The organism is Bradyrhizobium sp. 187 (assembly GCF_023101005.1).
Classification (GTDB): Bacteria; Pseudomonadota; Alphaproteobacteria; order Rhizobiales; family Xanthobacteraceae; genus Bradyrhizobium; species Bradyrhizobium canariense_D.
Window position 1 is genome coordinate 7,649,684 of record NZ_CP064693.1, and the last position, 16,090, is coordinate 7,665,773.

Here is a 16,090-nt window from a genome sequence, read left to right on the forward strand (position 1 = left end):
GCTTGAACCCCGCTTCGGGATGCGGATTGCGCATCGCAAACCGGCCCGATACAAGCCTGACGAGACGCACTCTTCCCGCAGGATATGGACCCCAGGAATGGATCCCATGGCATCGAATCTGGACACGCTCGTCACGGTTTTCGGCGGATCGGGGTTTTTGGGCCGGAATGTCGTCCGCGCGCTGTGCCGGCGCGACTACCGGGTCCGGGTCGCGGTGCGGCGGCCGGAGCTGGCCGGGTACCTCCAGCCCTCCGGCAAGGTCGGGCAGGTCCACACCGTGCAGGCGAATGTCCGTTATCCGGCCTCGATTGAGGCGGCACTGCGTGATTCGCAGATCGTGATCAATCTGGTCGGCATCCTCGCCGAGGGTGGCGCGCAGAGTTTTGACGCCGTCCAGGCCAAGGGCGCCGAGACCATCGCCAAGGCGGCCGCGGCCGCGGGGGCACAGCTGATCCATGTCTCGGCGATCGGCGCCGACGCGGAATCGCCCTCGCGCTATGCCAGGGCCAAGGCGGCCGGAGAAGCCGCGGTCCTGGCCGCGGTGCCGTCGGCGACGATCTTCCGCCCCTCCGTGATGTTCGGCCCCGAGGACCAATTCACCAACCGCTTCGCGGCGCTGGCGCGGATGTCGCCGGTGCTGCCGCTGATCGGCGGCGACACGAAGATGCAGCCGGTCTATGTCGGCGACGTCGCCACCGCGGTCGCGGATGCCGTCGACGGCAAGGCCAAGGCGGGCGCGACCTACGAGCTCGGCGGCCCGGAAGTCCTGACCATGCGCGAGATCATCGAGGCCATTCTCGCGATTGCCGATCGCAAGCCGATGCTGATGCCGCTGCCGTTTGGCCTCGCCCGCTTCAAGGCCAACTTCCTGCAATTCGCGCCGGGCGCGCTGAAGCTGACGCCGGACCAGGTCACGCTGCTCGCGCGCGACAATGTCGTGTCGGACGCGGCGAAGGCCGCTGGGCTAACGCTGGAAGGCCTCGGCATCGCGCCCGACTCGCTTGAAGCGATCGCCCCGCAATATCTCTGGCGTTTCCGCGCCGCCGGGCAATTCCAGCGCAAGAGCGCGTAACCATCCCCGCAGTCAATTGTTTGAAGTTCGGGGTTACCGCCCCAGTGCCAGCGCGATCAGGCCGAGGGTGCCGACGATCACGCGCCACCAGGCGAACACCACGAAGCCGTGGCGGGTGACGTATTCCAGGAACGTCTTCACCACGATGATGGCGGTGACGAACGACACCACGAAGCCGATCGCGACGATGCCCATGTGGTCCATCGTCATCTCGGAGCGGTTCTTGTAGAAATCGTAGGCGAACGCGCCGATCATGGTGGGAATGGCGAGGAAGAACGAGAACTCCGCCGCCGCGCGCTTATCGGCCCCGAGCAGCATGGCGGAGACAATGGTTGCACCGGAGCGCGACACGCCCGGGATCATCGCCAGACACTGCGCGATACCGATGTAAAGATACATCAGCAGCGGAAACCGGGTGGCGTCATGCTCGCGCGCCTTGAGATCGAGCTTGTCGACCCAGAGCAGGATGGCGCCGCCGACGATCAGCGAGAAGCACACCACCCAGGGATTGAACAGCAGACTCTTGATGTATTTGCCGCCGACGAGACCGACGATGACGGCGGGAAGGAACGCCACCAGCACGCCGATCACGAAGCGGCGTGCATAGACGTCACCCGTGAACATCCCGATCGCGACGTCCCACAATTTCTTGAAGTACAACACGACGATCGCGAGGATCGCGCCGAGCTGGATCAGGACCGTAAACGAATCCCAGAACGCGCCTTCGCCGAGATGGAAAAAGCGCTCAGCAAGCAGCAAATGGCCGGTCGAGGACACGGGAAGGAACTCGGTCACACCCTCGATGATGCCGAGGATCACTGCCCGTATTGCATCTGACATATTTACGGTCCATTTCGGCTGGAAAAGCGGGGCTCTTCTCGCCCATCCGCTCCCTTGCTGCAATCGCAAAATGCGGCGTCGCGCCCTTGCTTCGCGGTTTTGAATGACTAGTGTGGCGCCGCACAAAACATTGATGGATTCTTAAGCACCATCACATAGTCAAAGGCTTCATGTTTACGCTGTTTCATCATCCGTTCTGTCCGCATTCGCGGTTCATCCGCCTGATCGCGGGAGAATACGGGCTTGAGCTGAAGCTGATCGAAGAGCGCAGCTGGGAGCGGCGCGAAGCATTTCTGCTGCTCAATGCGGCGGGCACGACGCCCGTCCTGGTGGACGACGAGCAGCCGCCGATCCCGGGCGCGGCGATCGTCGCCGAATATGTCGACGAGGCCTATGGCTCTGAGATGGGACTTAAGCGCCTGATGCCGGACACGATCGGCGAGCGCGTCGAGGTCCGCCGGCTGATGGCCTGGTTCAACGAAAAGTTTTTCGAGGAAGTCTCCCACCCGCTCGTCACCGAGCGCATCTACAAGCGCTTCATGAGCGAGGACAACGGCGGGGGCCCGCCCTCGGCCGACGTGATGCGCGCCGCCAAGGCAAACGTGCGCTATCATCTGGCCTATATCGGCTGGCTGGCGCAGACGCGTAATTTCCTCGCCGGCGACCGGCTCACCTACGCGGATCTCGCCGCCGCGGCGCACCTCTCGGCGATCGACTATCTGGGCGACGTGCCATGGAGCGAGGACGACGCGGCAAAGGCCTGGTACGCACGGGTGAAATCCCGCCCGTCGTTCCGTCCGCTGTTGAGCGAATGGCTGGCGGGCGTGCCGGCGTCGCGGACCTACGTGGACCTGGACTTCTGAACTCCGATCCGACCGAACTGAAGACGGCGCTGGCAAACGAAGCACGTGCGCTCGGCTTCGACTGCATCGGCATTACGGAGCCCGGCACGATCGAAAGCGCCGGAAAACACTTTCTCGAATTCATCGCATCCGGCGGCCATGGCGACATGGACTGGCTCGCCGCGCAGCCGGAGCGCCGGGTCGATCCCCGCGGGCTGTGGCAGGACGTGCGCAGCGTCATCATGCTCGGCGTCAATTACGGCCCCGACCAGGATCCGCTCGCGATCCTGCAACAGCGCACGCGCGCGGCGATCTCGGTCTATGCGCAGGGCGACGACTATCACGACCTCATCAAGAAGCGCCTGAAGGCACTGGCGCGATGGCTGGTCGCGACCGCAACTTGTGAGGTGAAGCCTTGTGAAGTGAAAGTATTCGTCGACACTGCGGCCGTGATGGAGAAACCGCTGGCGCAAGCCGCGCATCTGGGCTGGCAGGGCAAGCATACCAATCTGGTCTCGCGCGAATTCGGCTCATGGCTGTTTCTCGGCGCGATCTACACCACGCTGGAACTGCCGCGCGACGACGCCGAGATCGATCATTGCGGCTCGTGCCGGGCGTGCCTCGACATCTGCCCGACCGCGGCCTTTCCCGCGCCCTACAGGCTCGATGCGCGGCGCTGCATCTCGTATCTCACCATCGAGAACAAGGGCCCGATCCCGCGCGAATTTCGTAAAAGCATCGGCAACCGCATCTATGGTTGCGACGATTGCCTCGCCGCCTGTCCCTGGAACAAGTTCGCGCAGGAGGGCCGTGAGGCCAAGCTCGCCGCACGTGACGCTTTGCGCGCGCCAGGTCTTGCCGAGCTCGCACGGCTCGACGACGCTGCGTTTCGCGCGCTGTTCACCAAATCGCCGGTGAAACGCATCGGCCGCGACCGCTTTTTGCGCAACGTGCTGATCGCGATCGGCAACTCCGGTGATGCGGCACTGGCGGACGAGGCGCGGCGATTGCTGGAGGATGAGAGCGCGCTGGTACGCGGGGCTGCGGTATGGGCGCTGGGGCAGTTGGTGCCGCGGGATGAGTTCGAAACGATGAGAGCAACCGCCATAGCGCGCGAGCGTGATGACGGCGTGCGCGAGGAGTGGGAGCTCGCTTCCTAATCCTCGGTGTCATGCCCCGGCTTGACCGGGGCATCCAGTACGCCGCGGCCTATCGATTCAATCACGAGCGCCGCGGAGTACTGGATCGCCCGGTCAAGCCGGACGATGACACCGTTGTTGTGGTAAGAGCGCTTCGCGCCTCCTCACCACGAGGATTGAGCATCTTGATTTCCCCGCACGTTCCTCCAAGCTCGCGCGTCATGACAAACATGCCTTTCTTCACCCGCGACGGCGACACATTCCACCCGACGGAAGTCGCCAATGGGCCGTGGGATCCGACATCGCTGCACGGACGCGTCATCGTCGGCCTGCTCGGCTTCGCCATCGAGGAGCGCCATTCCGGTCCTGAATTCGTGCCGGCGCGGCTGACCGTCGATATGTTTCGGCTGCCCACCATCGACAAGCCGATCGAGGTGACGACACGGCTGGTGCGCGACGGGATGCGCATCCGCGTCGTGGAAGCAGAGTTCTTTTCCGGCGGCATCGGCATGGCGCGCGCCTCGTGCCAGCTGTTACGGCGAACGCAGAATCCCGACGGCAATGTCTGGTCGCCGCCGAACTGGGACGTGCCGAAGCCGGCCGACATTCCCAAGCCGACCGATCCCAGGCTCGGCATGAACGGCAAATGGACCACGCGACCGATCGTCGGTCACATGGGCTCGCTCGGGCCACGAAAGCTCTGGATGAGCGAGGTGCGCGAGCTGGTCGCGGGCGTGCCGATGACGCCGTTCGTCCATGTCGCCATCGGCGCGGACTTCGCCAGTCCGTTCGCGAACGCCGGCGACAAGGGGCTCGGCTACATCAACAGCGACGTCACGATCTATCTGCACCGCCTGCCGGTGACGAACTGGATCGGCTTCGAGGTGGTGAACCACCAGGCCACCGACGGTGTGGCGATCGGCGAATGCTGGCTCTATGACGAGCAGGGCCCGATCGGCACCGCCACTGTCGCGGCGCTGGCGCAGCGCAAGCCGATGGTAAATCCGTCGAAGCGGTAGGTGCGCAAGAACGACGGCTAACCCAAATGTCGCTTCATCTCCGGCCGCGCCTTGAGCTCCGCGCCCTGTCTGGCGACGATCTTCGCAATCCGTTCCGGCGCAAACTTCAAATCGACAAACGCCGGCGCGGTGTTGGCGACCTCGTGATAGCTGACGATCCTTCCGTCCCGGAGCGTCATGATCGCCACGCCCTCGAACATCGCCCGCGCGCCATCAGCCTCCGGCAAGATCGAGCGATAGCTGAACGTGTAGCGCGCATAGAGCGTGGTGCCGTTCGACACCGGGTCGTGCATGTCCCAGCGAAAGTCGGTCGCCGTGCGATAGAACCAGTCGTCGATCATCGCGGCGATCTTCTCGCGGCCGGCGAAGGCGCCATAGAACACGTCGTGATAGACGCCGTCCTCGGTGAAGAGATCCGCAAAGGCTTTTCCGTTGCGTTGTTCGACGGCGTCGCAGAAGGCGCGCAGCATGGCGGTGGTGGTCATCGGCGATTCTCCCCTCCCATTCTCAGTCATGCCCCGACCGGGGCATCCAGTACGCCGCGGCTTCTCGGCTTGAGCACGAGCGCCTCTGGAATACTGCATCGCCCGATCAAGTCGGGCGATGACACCGAGTGCTAGGTGACGATTTCACCCGATCTCGGCCACGGCGGCAAGAATGCGGGCGATGTCCTGCGGGCGCGAGAGGCGGTGATCGCCGTCCTGGATCATGGTCAGCACGACGTCGTCGGCCGGCAGGCGATGGGTCAGGGCGAACGCGTGCTGCCAGGGCACGTCAGGATCCTGCGCACCTTGCAGGATGCGGACGGGACAGCCGAGATCGATGGCGCTGCCGAGCAGGAGGTGGTTGCGTCCCTCCTCGATTAGATTCCGCGTGATCGGATAGGGCAAGCCGTCGCCATAGTTCGACGGTCTCAGCCAGACGCCTTTGGTCTCGATTTCTTTCTTCACCGCGGCCGGAAAATTCTTCCACATCAGCTCCTCGGTGAAATCGGGCGCCGGCGCGATCAGCACCAGGCCCGCCAGCGAGGCTTTGGCTTGCAGTTTCTTTTGCCGCTTTTTGATCTCGCGCGCGAGCAGCAGCGCCATCCAGCCGCCCATGGACGAGCCGATCAGGATTTGCGGGCCGTCGCAGAACCGCTCGAATACCGCGACGCTTTCCTCGAGCCAGCGCCCGATGGTTCCGTCGACGAAATCGCCACCGGATTCGCCGTGGCCGGAATAATCGAACCGGACCACGGCGCGGCCGTGATCCCGGGCCCATTCGTCCAGCGCCACGGCCTTGCTGCCCTGCATGTCCGACTTGAAACCGCCGAGCCAGACCAGCCCAGGTCCTTGACTTGATTCTTGGGCCGCGCGGCGGCGCACCGCGATCCGGCGTGTGGACGGGCCTTCGCCCACATCGATGAAGTCGAGCACGGCATCGGGAATTGGGTGATTCATGGAACGTTTACTCTGGCTGTGCGGTTTGAGCTGTCCGGACGTGCTCCGCAGCGCAGCCGGACGTCGGCATTGGCCCTTTGGGACGCTTGCGGAACAGAAGCAAGGTGTCTATGTCCCTCTGCGTGCCCCGCCGTGGCCAAAATGCCTCGCATTTGAGGCTTTTTCGACCGCCGCACGAGCGATTGCTTGCCGGCAACCGTATCTTCCTGCAAAATAGCCGCCTCTTTTCATAACTTTGGAGAACCACCCATTCGCCGTCCAAATAAAGCCCCGCCCACTGCCGCCAAAGACGGGCCGCGCATCAATGACGATATTCGCAATGCGCAGATCCAGCTGATCGATCAGACCGGTGACAACAAGGGCACCATCGAGACCGTCGCGGCTATCCGCTTGGCCCAGGAAGCCGGCATGGATTTGGTCGAGATCTCGCCGAACGTCAGCCCTCCCGTCTGCAAGATCATGGACTACGGGAAGTATAAGTATTCCGCGCAGAAAAAAGCCGCCGAAGCCCGCAAGCGGCAGAAGATCGTCGAGATCAAGGAGATCAAGCTCCGCCCGATGATCGACGACCACGATTACGAAGTGAAGATGCGCGCCATGCAGCGGTTCTTCGAAGAAGGCGACAAGGTCAAGATCACCCTGCGCTATCGTGGCCGCGAAATGGCGCACCAGGAGATCGGCACCAAGCTGCTCGACAAGATCAAGACCGACGTCGCCGAGCTCGCCAAGGTGGAGCAGGACGCGCGGTTCGAGGGCCGTCAGGTCGTCATGGTGCTGGCGCCGCGCTGACGCTGGTTCTTTAGGCTGAAGAATTCAACGGCCCGTCCGGATCTCCGGCGGGCCGTTTTGTTTTTTTGCCTCTCCCGCTTGCGCAAGAGAGAGCGCACCGTCCTCTGGAGGCGATAATTACGTCCTCGTCGCATGCCAGGTGCCGCTGCACTGATCGCCGGAGATGATACCCCTCCACGAACCGGCGCCGTTCACGCCAGCGAGGCGGCCGCCGCCGCTGGCATGGGAGGCCCCGACCGAGACCTGGACCGCGACGGTACCGCTGCGATTGACCCTGCCGGAGACCCGACCGCCGCCGGCGGACGACACTCGGCTGCCGGTGACGGTGAAGGGGACGCTGTAGCCCGAGCTGCAATTGCCGCGGGTGGTGGCGAAGGTGACGTTCCAGACGCCGTCATAGCCGCGGATGCGCGCATTGGCACTCGACGGAAACGCGGCCATGGCGAGCACGGCCAACAGCGCCAGGCAGCGCGGACGAGCGACATCAGTCAAGGACGACAGCGTTTGGGAAAAAGGGGGCATTCTGGTCCTGCTCCGGGTCACACGGCTCGGACATGAGGTTAGCAATTCCGGATAGTCGCCGGCTAGGTTCCACCGGTTCATCGTTGCCAATTCGCCCGTCCTCTGTCATAAGCCCAGCCTTCATTGCCCGGCTGATTAAGGGCTGCCGTGGCGGTGTCCGTGCGGGTTTCGCGCTTGTTCGTAAAACCTGAGCACAATCAACGCTCTAACGAGCATTTTGACGGCCAGCCGCCTTTGCGGGCGGATTTCTATGGCCATTAGGAGAGCCAAATGCCCAAGCTGAAGACCAAATCGGGCGCTAAAAAGCGCTTCAAGGTGACTGCCACCGGCAAAGTGATGTTCGCTCATCGCAGCAAGCGTCACGGCATGATCAAGCGGACGAAGAAGCAGATCCGGCAGCTGCGCGGCACCGCCGTGCTGTTCAAGACCGACGGCGACAACGTCAAGAAGTACTTCTTGCCGAACGCCTGATCGCGTCCACGATCATTGCCACCCGCGCCGCAGCTTTCGCGGCGATCCGAACATCAAGTCATCTTTCGAAGGATTTTTGTCATGGCTCGCGTCAAACGCGGTGTGACCGCCCACGCCAAGCACAAGAAAGTCTACAAGGCCGCCAAGGGTTTCCGCGGCCGCCGCAAGAACACGATCCGCACCGCCAAGCCGGCGGTCGAGAAGGCTCTCGTCTATGCCTTCCGTGATCGCAAGCGCAAGAAGCGGACGTTCCGCGCGCTCTGGATCCAGCGCATCAACGCCGCCGTGCGTCCGTTCGGCCTGACCTACAGCCGCTTTATCGATGGCATGGCCAAGTCCGGGATCACCGTGGACCGCAAGGTGCTGTCGGATCTCGCGATCAACGAGCCCGCGTCGTTCCAGGCGATCGCCGAGAAGGCCAAGGCCGCTCTGGCGGCCTGAGCTAGCGGCCGGCTCCGCCGGCCTTCAGCGCGCGTTGCGAGTAGCGCCGGGCGACCTCCGCCCGGCAGAATGCCGTGAACGACAGATACATGGTGCCGGATTTATTCCGGTACTTCCGGTCACACACGCGCATCTCGCGTTGGTAAGCCTGTTTCCGCGCCATGTTGAGGCCGGGCATGAAGTCCGCCTCGCATTTCTTCTCGACGGCGGCGCCGAGCTGGACATCGCCGCTCGCGGTCAATTGGCAATCCTGAAACACCTTGATCGCGCTTTCGCAGCCCTTCTGAGCAGCGATGGTGTCGACGACCTCGTCCAGCGTCATGGATTTCTCCATGCACACCATGGCGCGCGCCGGGTTGCCGGCGACCAAGAGAACGGCGGCGACAGCAGCCAGACCGGATCTTGAGAGCATCGCGAAAGCCTCCTCGGATCCCCCTTGGTGCCAGGCCCCCGCGCGAGGTTCAACCCAGCCGCTCGTCAGCCCGAAATGACCGGCTTTTCGCTTGACGTTACAGCCTTCGGGCGGCGACAACCCAGCCGAATTTGGCAGCAGGGATTTGACCGTGTCCGACCTCGCAATGCTCGAAACATCCATCCTCGACCACATCGCCGCAGCCGGCGATGAGGCCGCCCTCGAAGCGGTGCGCGTCGCAGCCCTCGGCAAGAAGGGTTCGATCTCGGCGCTTCTTGCCACGCTCGGAAAAATGTCCCCGGACGAGCGCAAGACGCAAGGCGCCGCGATCAACCAGGCCAAGGACAAGGTCACTGAGGCGCTCGCGGCGCGGCGCGACGTCTTGAAATCGGCGGCGCTCGACGCGCGGCTTGCGTCGGAAACCATCGACGTCACCCTGCCGCTGCGCGATGCGCCCGCCGAGGCCGGCCGCATCCATCCGCTGAGCCAGGTCTGGGACGAGCTGACCACGATCTTCGCCGACATGGGATTCTCGGTTGCCGAAGGCCCCGATATCGAAACCGACGACTACAACTTCACCAAGCTGAATTTTCCGGAAGGCCATCCCGCGCGCGAGATGCACGACACCTTCTTCTTCCACCCGAAGGAGGACGGCTCCCGCATGCTGTTGCGCACCCACACCTCGCCGGTGCAGGTGCGCACCATGCTGAGCCAGAAGCCGCCGATCCGCGTGATCTGCCCGGGCCGCACCTATCGCATCGATTCGGACGCGACCCACACGCCGCAATTCCACCAGGTCGAAGGCCTCGTCATCGACAAGCACTCCCATCTCGGCCATCTCAAATGGATCCTGCACGAGTTCTGCAAGGCGTTCTTCGAGGTGGACCACATCAACATGCGCTTTCGGCCCTCGTTCTTCCCGTTCACGGAGCCGTCGCTGGAAGTCGACATCCAGTGCCGCCGCGACAAGGGCGAGATCCGCTTCGGCGAGGGCGAGGACTGGCTCGAGATTCTCGGCTGCGGCATGGTGCATCCGAACGTGCTGCGCGCCTGCGGCATCGATCCCGACGAGTACCAGGGCTTTGCCTGGGGCATGGGCATCGACCGCATCGCCATGCTGAAATACGGCATCGCCGATTTGCGCCAGCTGTTCGACAGCGACGTCCGCTGGCTGTCCCATTACGGCTTCAAGCCGCTCGAAGTACCGACCCTCGCGGGAGGGCTGAGCTCGTGAAATTCACTCTCTCCTGGCTGAAGGAACATCTCGACACCGACGAGCCCTTGGACAAGCTCGCCGAGAAGCTCACCATGATCGGGCTCGAGGTCGAGAACATCGAGGACAAGGCGAAGGCGCTGAAGCCTTTCACCATCGCGAAGGTGATATCCGCCGAGCAGCATCCGAATGCGGATCGGCTGCGCGTCTGCATGGTCGACACCGGTGATGGCGGCGCACCCGTGCAGGTGGTGTGCGGCGCGCCGAATGCGCGTGCGGGTCTCGTCAGCGTGTTCTCCCCGCCCGGCACCTACATTCCCGGCAAGGACATCACGCTCGGTGTCGGCACCATCCGCGGCGTCGAGAGCCGCGGCATGCTGTGCTCGGCGGCTGAGTTGCAGATTTCCAACGACCATGACGGCATCATGGAATTGCCCGCGGATGCGCCGATCGGCGCTGCCTACGCCGCATGGGCCGGCCTCGGCGATCCCGTAGTCGAGATCAACCTGACGCCGAACCGGCAGGACTGCACCGGCGTGCACGGCATCGCGCGCGACCTTGCCGCCGCCGACATGGGCAAGTTCAAGGACCCCACAATCAAGCCGATCAAGGGCGAATTCCCCTGCCCGGTGAAGGTCACGGTCGAGGACGCGGCGCTGTGCCCAGGCTTCGCGCTGCGGCTCGTGCGTGGCGTGAAGAACGGGCCGTCGCCGGAATGGCTGCAGAAGCGACTGACCGCGATCGGGCTGCGCCCGATCAACGCGCTGGTCGACATCACCAACTTCATGACCTACGACCGCGCACGGCCATTGCACGTGTTCGACGCGAAGAAAGTGAAGGGCAATCTCGTGGTGCGCCGCGCCCGCGACGGCGAGACGCTGCTCGCGCTTGACGGCCGCAGCTACAATCTCGATCCCGCGATTTGCGTCATCGCGGACGAGCACGGCGTCGAATCGCTTGCCGGCATCATGGGCGGCGAGGCCTCGGGCTGCGACGAGACTACCACCGACGTGCTGATCGAATCGGCGCTGTGGAACGAGATCAACATCGCCCAGACCGGCCGCAAGCTCGGCATCAATTCGGACGCGCGCTACCGCTTCGAGCGCGGTGTCGATCCGGCTTTCATGGTGCCGGGGCTGGAGCTCGCGACAAAACTCGTGCTGGAGATGTGCGGCGGCACGCCGTCCGAGAACGTCGTGGTCGGCAAGAGCTTCGGCGACGACCGCGTGATCGATTTTCCGGTGACCGAGGTCAAGCGCCTCTCGGGCATCGAGGTGCCGATGCCGGAGATGAAGCGCATCCTGACTCATCTCGGCTTCATGATGGCGGGCCCGGGGCCCGTCGTGAAGGTCGCGGTGCCGTCATGGCGGACCGACGTGCACGGCAAGGCCGACATCGTCGAGGAAGTCGTCCGCATCTACGGCGTCGACAAGGTGCCGATGACGCCGTTCGAGCGCGGCGAGGACGCACGCAAATCCGTGCTGACCCCGCTCCAGCTCCGCACCCGCCGCGCCAGGCGCGCGCTGGCGAGCCGCGGCATCATCGAAGCGGTGACCTGGTCCTTCATCACCAAGTCAGCCGCAGAGCTGTTCGGCGGCGGCCAGCGCGAACTCGAGGTCGCCAACCCGATCGCGTCGGATTTGTCCGACATGCGCCCGACCCTGTTGGCCGGCCTGATCGCGGCGGCGCAGGCCAATGCCGATCGCGGCTTGAGCGATGTCGCGCTATTCGAGGTAGGGCAGGTGTTCAAGGGCGATCGCCCGCAGGATCAGTTCATGGCGGCAAGCGGCCTCCGCCGCGGCTTTGCGTCGTCGCAAGGTCTGGGACGACACTGGTCGGGTTCGGCGCAGGCTGACGTGTTCGATGCCAAGGCCGATGCGCTCGCGGTACTCGCCGCCGCCGGCGCACCAATGCAGGCCCTTCAGATCGTCGCGGGCGGCCCGTCCTGGCTGCATCCCGGGCGCTCCGGTACGATCCAGATCGGGCCGCAAAACGTGCTCGGCTATTTCGGCGAGATGAATCCGCGCGCGCTCGAGGCGCTCGGTGCCGGCGGCCCGCTGATGGTGTTCGAGGTGATCCTCGACCGCATCCCCGAGGCGAAGAAAAAGCCGACCCGTGCCAAGCCCGTGATCGAGCTGTCGGCATTCCAGCCTGTGTCGCGTGACTTCGCCTTTATCGTCGACCGCACCGTGAAGGGCGGCGACATCGTGCGCGCGGCTCAGAGCGTCGACAAGAAGCTGATCACCGCTGTGAACGTGTTCGACGTCTACGAAGGTAAGGGCATCGACGACGGCAAGAAGTCGATCGCGATCGCGGTGACGATTCAGCCGCGCGAAAAGACCCTGACCGACCAGGAGATCGAGGCCGTCGCCGCGAAAATCGTGGCGGAGGTGACGAAGAAGACCGGCGGCACTTTGAGAGCATGATCATGCTCGAGAATCATAGAGCATGAATCTCACTGACTTTCTTCCAAAGGACGTCAGCCTCACCATTGCGATGGCGCTCTGCGCCGTCGCTTTCGTTTCGGGCACCGCGCGCGGCTTCTCCGGCTTCGGCTCGGCGCTGATCTTCATGCCGTTGGCGAGCAGCATCGCGGCGCCGCGTCTGGTTGCCGCGCTGCTCCTCGTGATCGATTTCGTCGCGGCCGCGCCGCTGCTGCCTGACGCCTGGCGCAAGGCCGACCGCAAGGCCACCGCCGTGATCGTGCTGGGCGCGCTGGTCGGCGTGCCCGTCGGCACCTATTTCCTCAGCGTGCTCGAACCCGTTACGACGCGGTGGATCATCTCCTGCTTCGTCGCCGCGCTGTTGCTCTTGCTGCTGTCGGGCTGGCGCTATCGCGGCAAGGACCACGCGTGGCTCTCGGTCGGCATCGGCAGCCTCTCCGGCTTCTGTAGCGGCCTCGCCCAGACCGGCGGCCCGCCGATCGTCGGCTACTGGCTCGGCCGCCCGGTCGCATCGATCGTCGCGCGCGCCAACATCTTGCTGTTCTTCGGCGCGTCGGATTTCTTCTCGATGATCAGTTACGCGACCACAGGCCTGATCTCACGCGAATCGCTTGTGCTATCGCTCATCGTCGGGCCGGTCTATGCGATCGGCGTCGCCTTCGGTGCGTCGCTGTTCGGCCGTGCCAGCGAGAAAGTGTTTCGCGCCATCTGCTACGCGCTGATCGCGCTCGCGGTGATCGCGGGACTGCCGCTGCTGGACGGGGTGTTACGGTAAGTCTCTCCGCGAGTCGTCCTGGCGAAAGCCAGGAGGTGGATTCACACTCGAAGTGCAACAGTTGAGAGGAGAAGGCCTCTGCCGGGGTTCTGAAGTCAAGGCATTTGCGCGGGGTGTTGTTGTAGGCGGCAATGGACTGACGGAAGCGCCTGGTTGGGAGCTTTTCGAGGTCGGTCTTTCGGGGGATGAAGCGGCGCAAGCGGCCGATGGCGTTCTCGATGCCGCCCTTTTGCCACGGCGCGTGCGGGTCGCAGAAGAAGGTCTTCATCAAGAGGCGCTGCAAGGAAAGGTGGGCGGCGAACTCGGTGCCGTTGTCGAAGGTGACGGTACGGCGCAGTGCCTCCGGTACGGCTTTGAACAGGCGTACGAGATGGCTAGCGATACCGGCGGCGAACTTGCGTTCGATGGGAACGGCGAGCAGCAGGCGCGAGGTTCGCTCGTGGACGGCCAGGATGGCCTGCCGGTATTTGGAGAACATCATCAGATCGGCTTCCCAGTGGCCCGGGACTTTGCGATCGGCGACCTCGGCAGGCCGTTCTGCCAGCGAAACACGGCCTTCGATGAAGCTTGCGGGGCTCCCGCCTCGTTTGCCGCGGTGGCCTCGCTTGCTCTTGCCCCGAGGCAGATAGCGCCGCCAGGTGAAGTCCGTCGTGCGTGTGATCTGGGCGTAGATGAAGCGGTAGATGCTCTCGCAGGAGATCACCCTACGGCCACGTTCCCGGGCCAGCCTGCCTGCGACCTGTTCGGGTGACCAACCGCGGCTCAAGCCTGCCAAGACCTCGCGGCGCAAGCTGGCGTCCCGCTCGAGGCGAGAGCCCTTCCAGCGCCGCGCCCGGGTCTGCTGCTGAGCATAGCTTGGCTTGTAGCCGACTTGCCTGCCACGGTTCCGCCTCAGCTCCCGAGAGATCGTTGATGGCGGCCGATCCAAAGCTGCCGCGATTTGCCCGACCGAGCCGCCATTGGCCGAAAGGCGGGCAATCTCGCATCGATCGTCAAGGGAGAGCTGTTTGTAAGTCCGCCCCATGGCAACACCTCCAGATGGAAGTGTTGCACTTCGTTTGTGAACTCAGGGGACCCATTACCCCAGCGTTTGTAGCGCGAGCTGGCCACCACAAGTCTTCGCCAAACGACTTCTGGGGTCATGGGTCCTGGATCTGCGCTGCGCTTGTCCAGGTCAATTGCCTATTGCCGCGGCGCTCGCCGCTTCTTCGTGGACTGCGTCGGGACGTCGGCCGGCTCGTCCTTGAGCGCGCCGATCTTGCGCAAGGCCGCGTCCGCGGCGCGCTCGCCGCTTTCCCAGGCGCCGTCGACGGTGCCCCAGAGCGTCTCGTGCGTGGCTTCGCCGGCGAGGAACATGTTGCCGATCGGCTCGGCGAGGATTCTTCGCGAGAACTGACCGCCGGGCGAGGCCGCCGACATCGCACCCATCACGAACGGCGAGGCGTTCCAGCGCGTCACGCTGGCTTTCTGCACGGCTGCGGCGACCTCGCTGCCGAACAGCTTCGTGATCCATTCTCTGGCGAAGGCCGTCATCGCCTTCTCGCCTTGCTGGGTGAGATCACGGCCGAACGAGCCGCCGACATCGATCGAGCACAGCGAGGAGCCGCCGATATTGGCGAACATCAGCGCCGTGCGCGTCGAGTTGCTCTGCTCGATCAGGATGTCGTCGCGCGACAGGCCGAGCGGATTGCCCGGTAGCTGCAGCACGATGTGATCGTAGCTCCCGAGCGTGAGCTTTGATGCGGCATCGAGCGTGCGCTTCGGAATGTCAGGCCCGAACTTGATCGCGCCCGAGGTCAGGACATTAGTCGAGACCGTAATGATGGCCGCGCGGGCGGCGATCCTGCCGGCCTGTGTCTCCACGCTGACGTCGCGATTGCTCCAGACGATCCGGCTCGCCGGTGTCGACAGTGCGACCGGCGCCTGCTCACCCAGTTTGGTGATCAGGGTCCCCAGGCCCTGGCGGCAGGCGATCGCGGCGTTGCGATCCTGTGCACGCGCCTTGTCGATCACAGACAGCTCCTTCAGGTCCTTGCCGGCGAAGCTCGCACCCAACATGAACTCGGCCGCCCCGGCCCAGTCGCCGAGATCCTTCGGCAGCACCGAGGCGCAGGCGGTATCGAGCTTGCCGCGCGCGGCCTCGTCGATGGCGCGGTTGGCCCGGACCAACGCCGCCAGGAACTCCTCGGTCTCGCCGGCCCGTGCGTTGCGGCGGCCGATGCGCATCTTCTGGCCTGAGGGCGCCGGCAGAACGTCGAGCCCGGCACTGCGCGCCAGCCGGATCATCGGATTGGTGTCGGGATTGTGCATCCAGCGCGCGCCGCGATCGAACGGCGTGTCGAAGGTGGTCGTATCCGTGATGCAGCGGCCGCCGATCTGCGACGCAGCCTCCACCACCACGACCTTGCGATTGGCCGCCATGATACGCCGCGCCGCGGCAATTCCCGCCGCGCCCGCGCCGATCACGACAATGTCAGCCTCGCGCGGCAGGGTCGCGGCGGTTGCGCGCAGGACCGGCATCGCGGCAAGGCCCGCCGACGCCGATAGGAAGCTGCGGCGCGTGATTGTCATGTCATGGTTTCCGGAGACTTGCGGCAAACGGGAACAGCTAGCGAACCTTGCCGTATCTGATGTTGCGCGGCAACCATCATGGTGAATCAATCGTGCTT

16 protein-coding genes and 1 pseudogene are annotated in these 16,090 nt (G+C 64.4%); 10 read left to right on the forward strand and 7 right to left on the reverse strand.

Features of this window, described 5'->3' with window-relative positions; translation table 11 throughout:
* Positions 1-106: 106 nt before the first annotated feature.
* Positions 107-1,072, forward strand: coding sequence for a complex I NDUFA9 subunit family protein (locus IVB19_RS36710; protein ID WP_018455737.1), 966 nt, complete (start codon positions 107-109; stop codon positions 1,070-1,072).
* Between the two features lie 33 nt (positions 1,073-1,105).
* Here the strand turns inward: IVB19_RS36710 and IVB19_RS36715 are convergent, their stop codons facing one another.
* Positions 1,106-1,912, reverse strand: coding sequence for an undecaprenyl-diphosphate phosphatase (locus IVB19_RS36715; RefSeq protein WP_026233013.1), 807 nt, complete (start codon positions 1,910-1,912; stop codon positions 1,106-1,108).
* 170 nt (positions 1,913-2,082) lie between these two features.
* Here IVB19_RS36715 and IVB19_RS36720 point away from each other — a divergent pair, with 170 nt between their 5' ends.
* From IVB19_RS36720 to IVB19_RS36730, 3 genes are all read left to right on the forward strand, one after another.
* Complete coding sequence (locus tag IVB19_RS36720) at positions 2,083-2,775, forward strand: glutathione S-transferase family protein (protein ID WP_018455735.1); 693 nt, start codon at positions 2,083-2,085, stop codon at positions 2,773-2,775.
* Positions 2,724-3,914 carry a tRNA epoxyqueuosine(34) reductase QueG gene (gene queG / locus IVB19_RS36725; protein WP_018455734.1) on the forward strand — a complete coding sequence of 397 codons (1,191 nt, stop codon included), beginning with the start codon at positions 2,724-2,726 and terminating at the stop codon, positions 3,912-3,914. The genes IVB19_RS36720 and queG overlap by 52 nt, the downstream gene beginning before the upstream one ends.
* Positions 3,915-4,114: 200 nt before the next feature.
* Entirely contained in the window at positions 4,115-4,912 is a 798-nt protein-coding gene (locus IVB19_RS36730) for an acyl-CoA thioesterase domain-containing protein (protein WP_018455733.1), read from the forward strand.
* A 17-nt stretch (positions 4,913-4,929) separates the two neighbouring features.
* On the opposite strand, the gene IVB19_RS36735 is transcribed toward IVB19_RS36730, so the two are convergent.
* Positions 4,930-5,397: a nuclear transport factor 2 family protein gene (locus tag IVB19_RS36735; RefSeq protein ID WP_018455732.1), complete on the reverse strand. Its 468-nt coding sequence runs from the start codon at positions 5,395-5,397 to the stop codon at positions 4,930-4,932.
* 144 nt (positions 5,398-5,541) lie between these two features.
* Complete coding sequence (locus IVB19_RS36740; RefSeq protein ID WP_018455731.1) at positions 5,542-6,354, reverse strand: alpha/beta hydrolase; 813 nt, start codon at positions 6,352-6,354, stop codon at positions 5,542-5,544.
* A 249-nt stretch (positions 6,355-6,603) separates the two neighbouring features.
* On the opposite strand from IVB19_RS36740, the gene infC reads away from it, so the two are divergent.
* Positions 6,604-7,143: a translation initiation factor IF-3 gene (gene infC / locus IVB19_RS36745; protein ID WP_085349942.1), complete on the forward strand. Its 540-nt coding sequence runs from the start codon at positions 6,604-6,606 to the stop codon at positions 7,141-7,143.
* Between the two features lie 117 nt (positions 7,144-7,260).
* On the opposite strand, the gene IVB19_RS36750 is transcribed toward infC, so the two are convergent.
* Positions 7,261-7,665, reverse strand: coding sequence for a hypothetical protein (locus IVB19_RS36750; protein ID WP_026233012.1), 405 nt, complete (start codon positions 7,663-7,665; stop codon positions 7,261-7,263).
* A 270-nt stretch (positions 7,666-7,935) separates the two neighbouring features.
* On the opposite strand from IVB19_RS36750, the gene rpmI reads away from it, so the two are divergent.
* Positions 7,936-8,136 carry a 50S ribosomal protein L35 gene (gene rpmI / locus IVB19_RS36755; protein ID WP_007598540.1) on the forward strand — a complete coding sequence of 67 codons (201 nt, stop codon included), beginning with the start codon at positions 7,936-7,938 and terminating at the stop codon, positions 8,134-8,136.
* Positions 8,137-8,217: 81 nt separating this feature from the next.
* Entirely contained in the window at positions 8,218-8,577 is a 360-nt protein-coding gene (rplT, locus tag IVB19_RS36760; RefSeq protein ID WP_007598538.1) for a 50S ribosomal protein L20, read from the forward strand.
* Between the two features lies 1 nt (position 8,578).
* Here rplT and IVB19_RS36765 read toward each other — a convergent pair whose 3' ends face one another.
* A complete protein-coding gene (locus IVB19_RS36765) occupies positions 8,579-8,989 on the reverse strand; it encodes a hypothetical protein (protein ID WP_026233011.1) in 411 nt (136 codons plus the stop codon).
* A gap of 151 nt (positions 8,990-9,140) precedes the next feature.
* On the opposite strand from IVB19_RS36765, the gene pheS reads away from it, so the two are divergent.
* Genes pheS through IVB19_RS36780 form a run of 3 tightly spaced genes read left to right on the forward strand, consistent with a single transcriptional unit; the run spans position 9,141 to position 13,421 of the window.
* Positions 9,141-10,223 (forward strand): phenylalanine--tRNA ligase subunit alpha, encoded by a 1,083-nt coding sequence (gene pheS, locus IVB19_RS36770; RefSeq protein ID WP_026233010.1) that lies wholly within the window; start codon positions 9,141-9,143, stop codon positions 10,221-10,223.
* Positions 10,220-12,628: a phenylalanine--tRNA ligase subunit beta gene (pheT, locus tag IVB19_RS36775; RefSeq protein ID WP_018455727.1), complete on the forward strand. Its 2,409-nt coding sequence runs from the start codon at positions 10,220-10,222 to the stop codon at positions 12,626-12,628. Before pheS ends, pheT begins: the two co-directional genes overlap by 4 nt.
* 22 nt (positions 12,629-12,650) lie before the next feature.
* Entirely contained in the window at positions 12,651-13,421 is a 771-nt protein-coding gene (locus IVB19_RS36780) for a sulfite exporter TauE/SafE family protein (protein WP_018455726.1), read from the forward strand.
* Between the two features lie 34 nt (positions 13,422-13,455).
* Here the strand turns inward: IVB19_RS36780 and IVB19_RS36785 are convergent.
* Positions 13,456-14,445: pseudogene (locus IVB19_RS36785) on the reverse strand (IS30 family transposase); the annotation flags it as partial.
* A gap of 158 nt (positions 14,446-14,603) precedes the next feature.
* On the reverse strand, positions 14,604-15,992 hold the full coding sequence (locus IVB19_RS36790; protein WP_247295839.1) for a flavin monoamine oxidase family protein: 1,389 nt from the start codon (positions 15,990-15,992) through the stop codon (positions 14,604-14,606).
* Between the last annotated feature and the right edge of the window lie 98 nt (positions 15,993-16,090).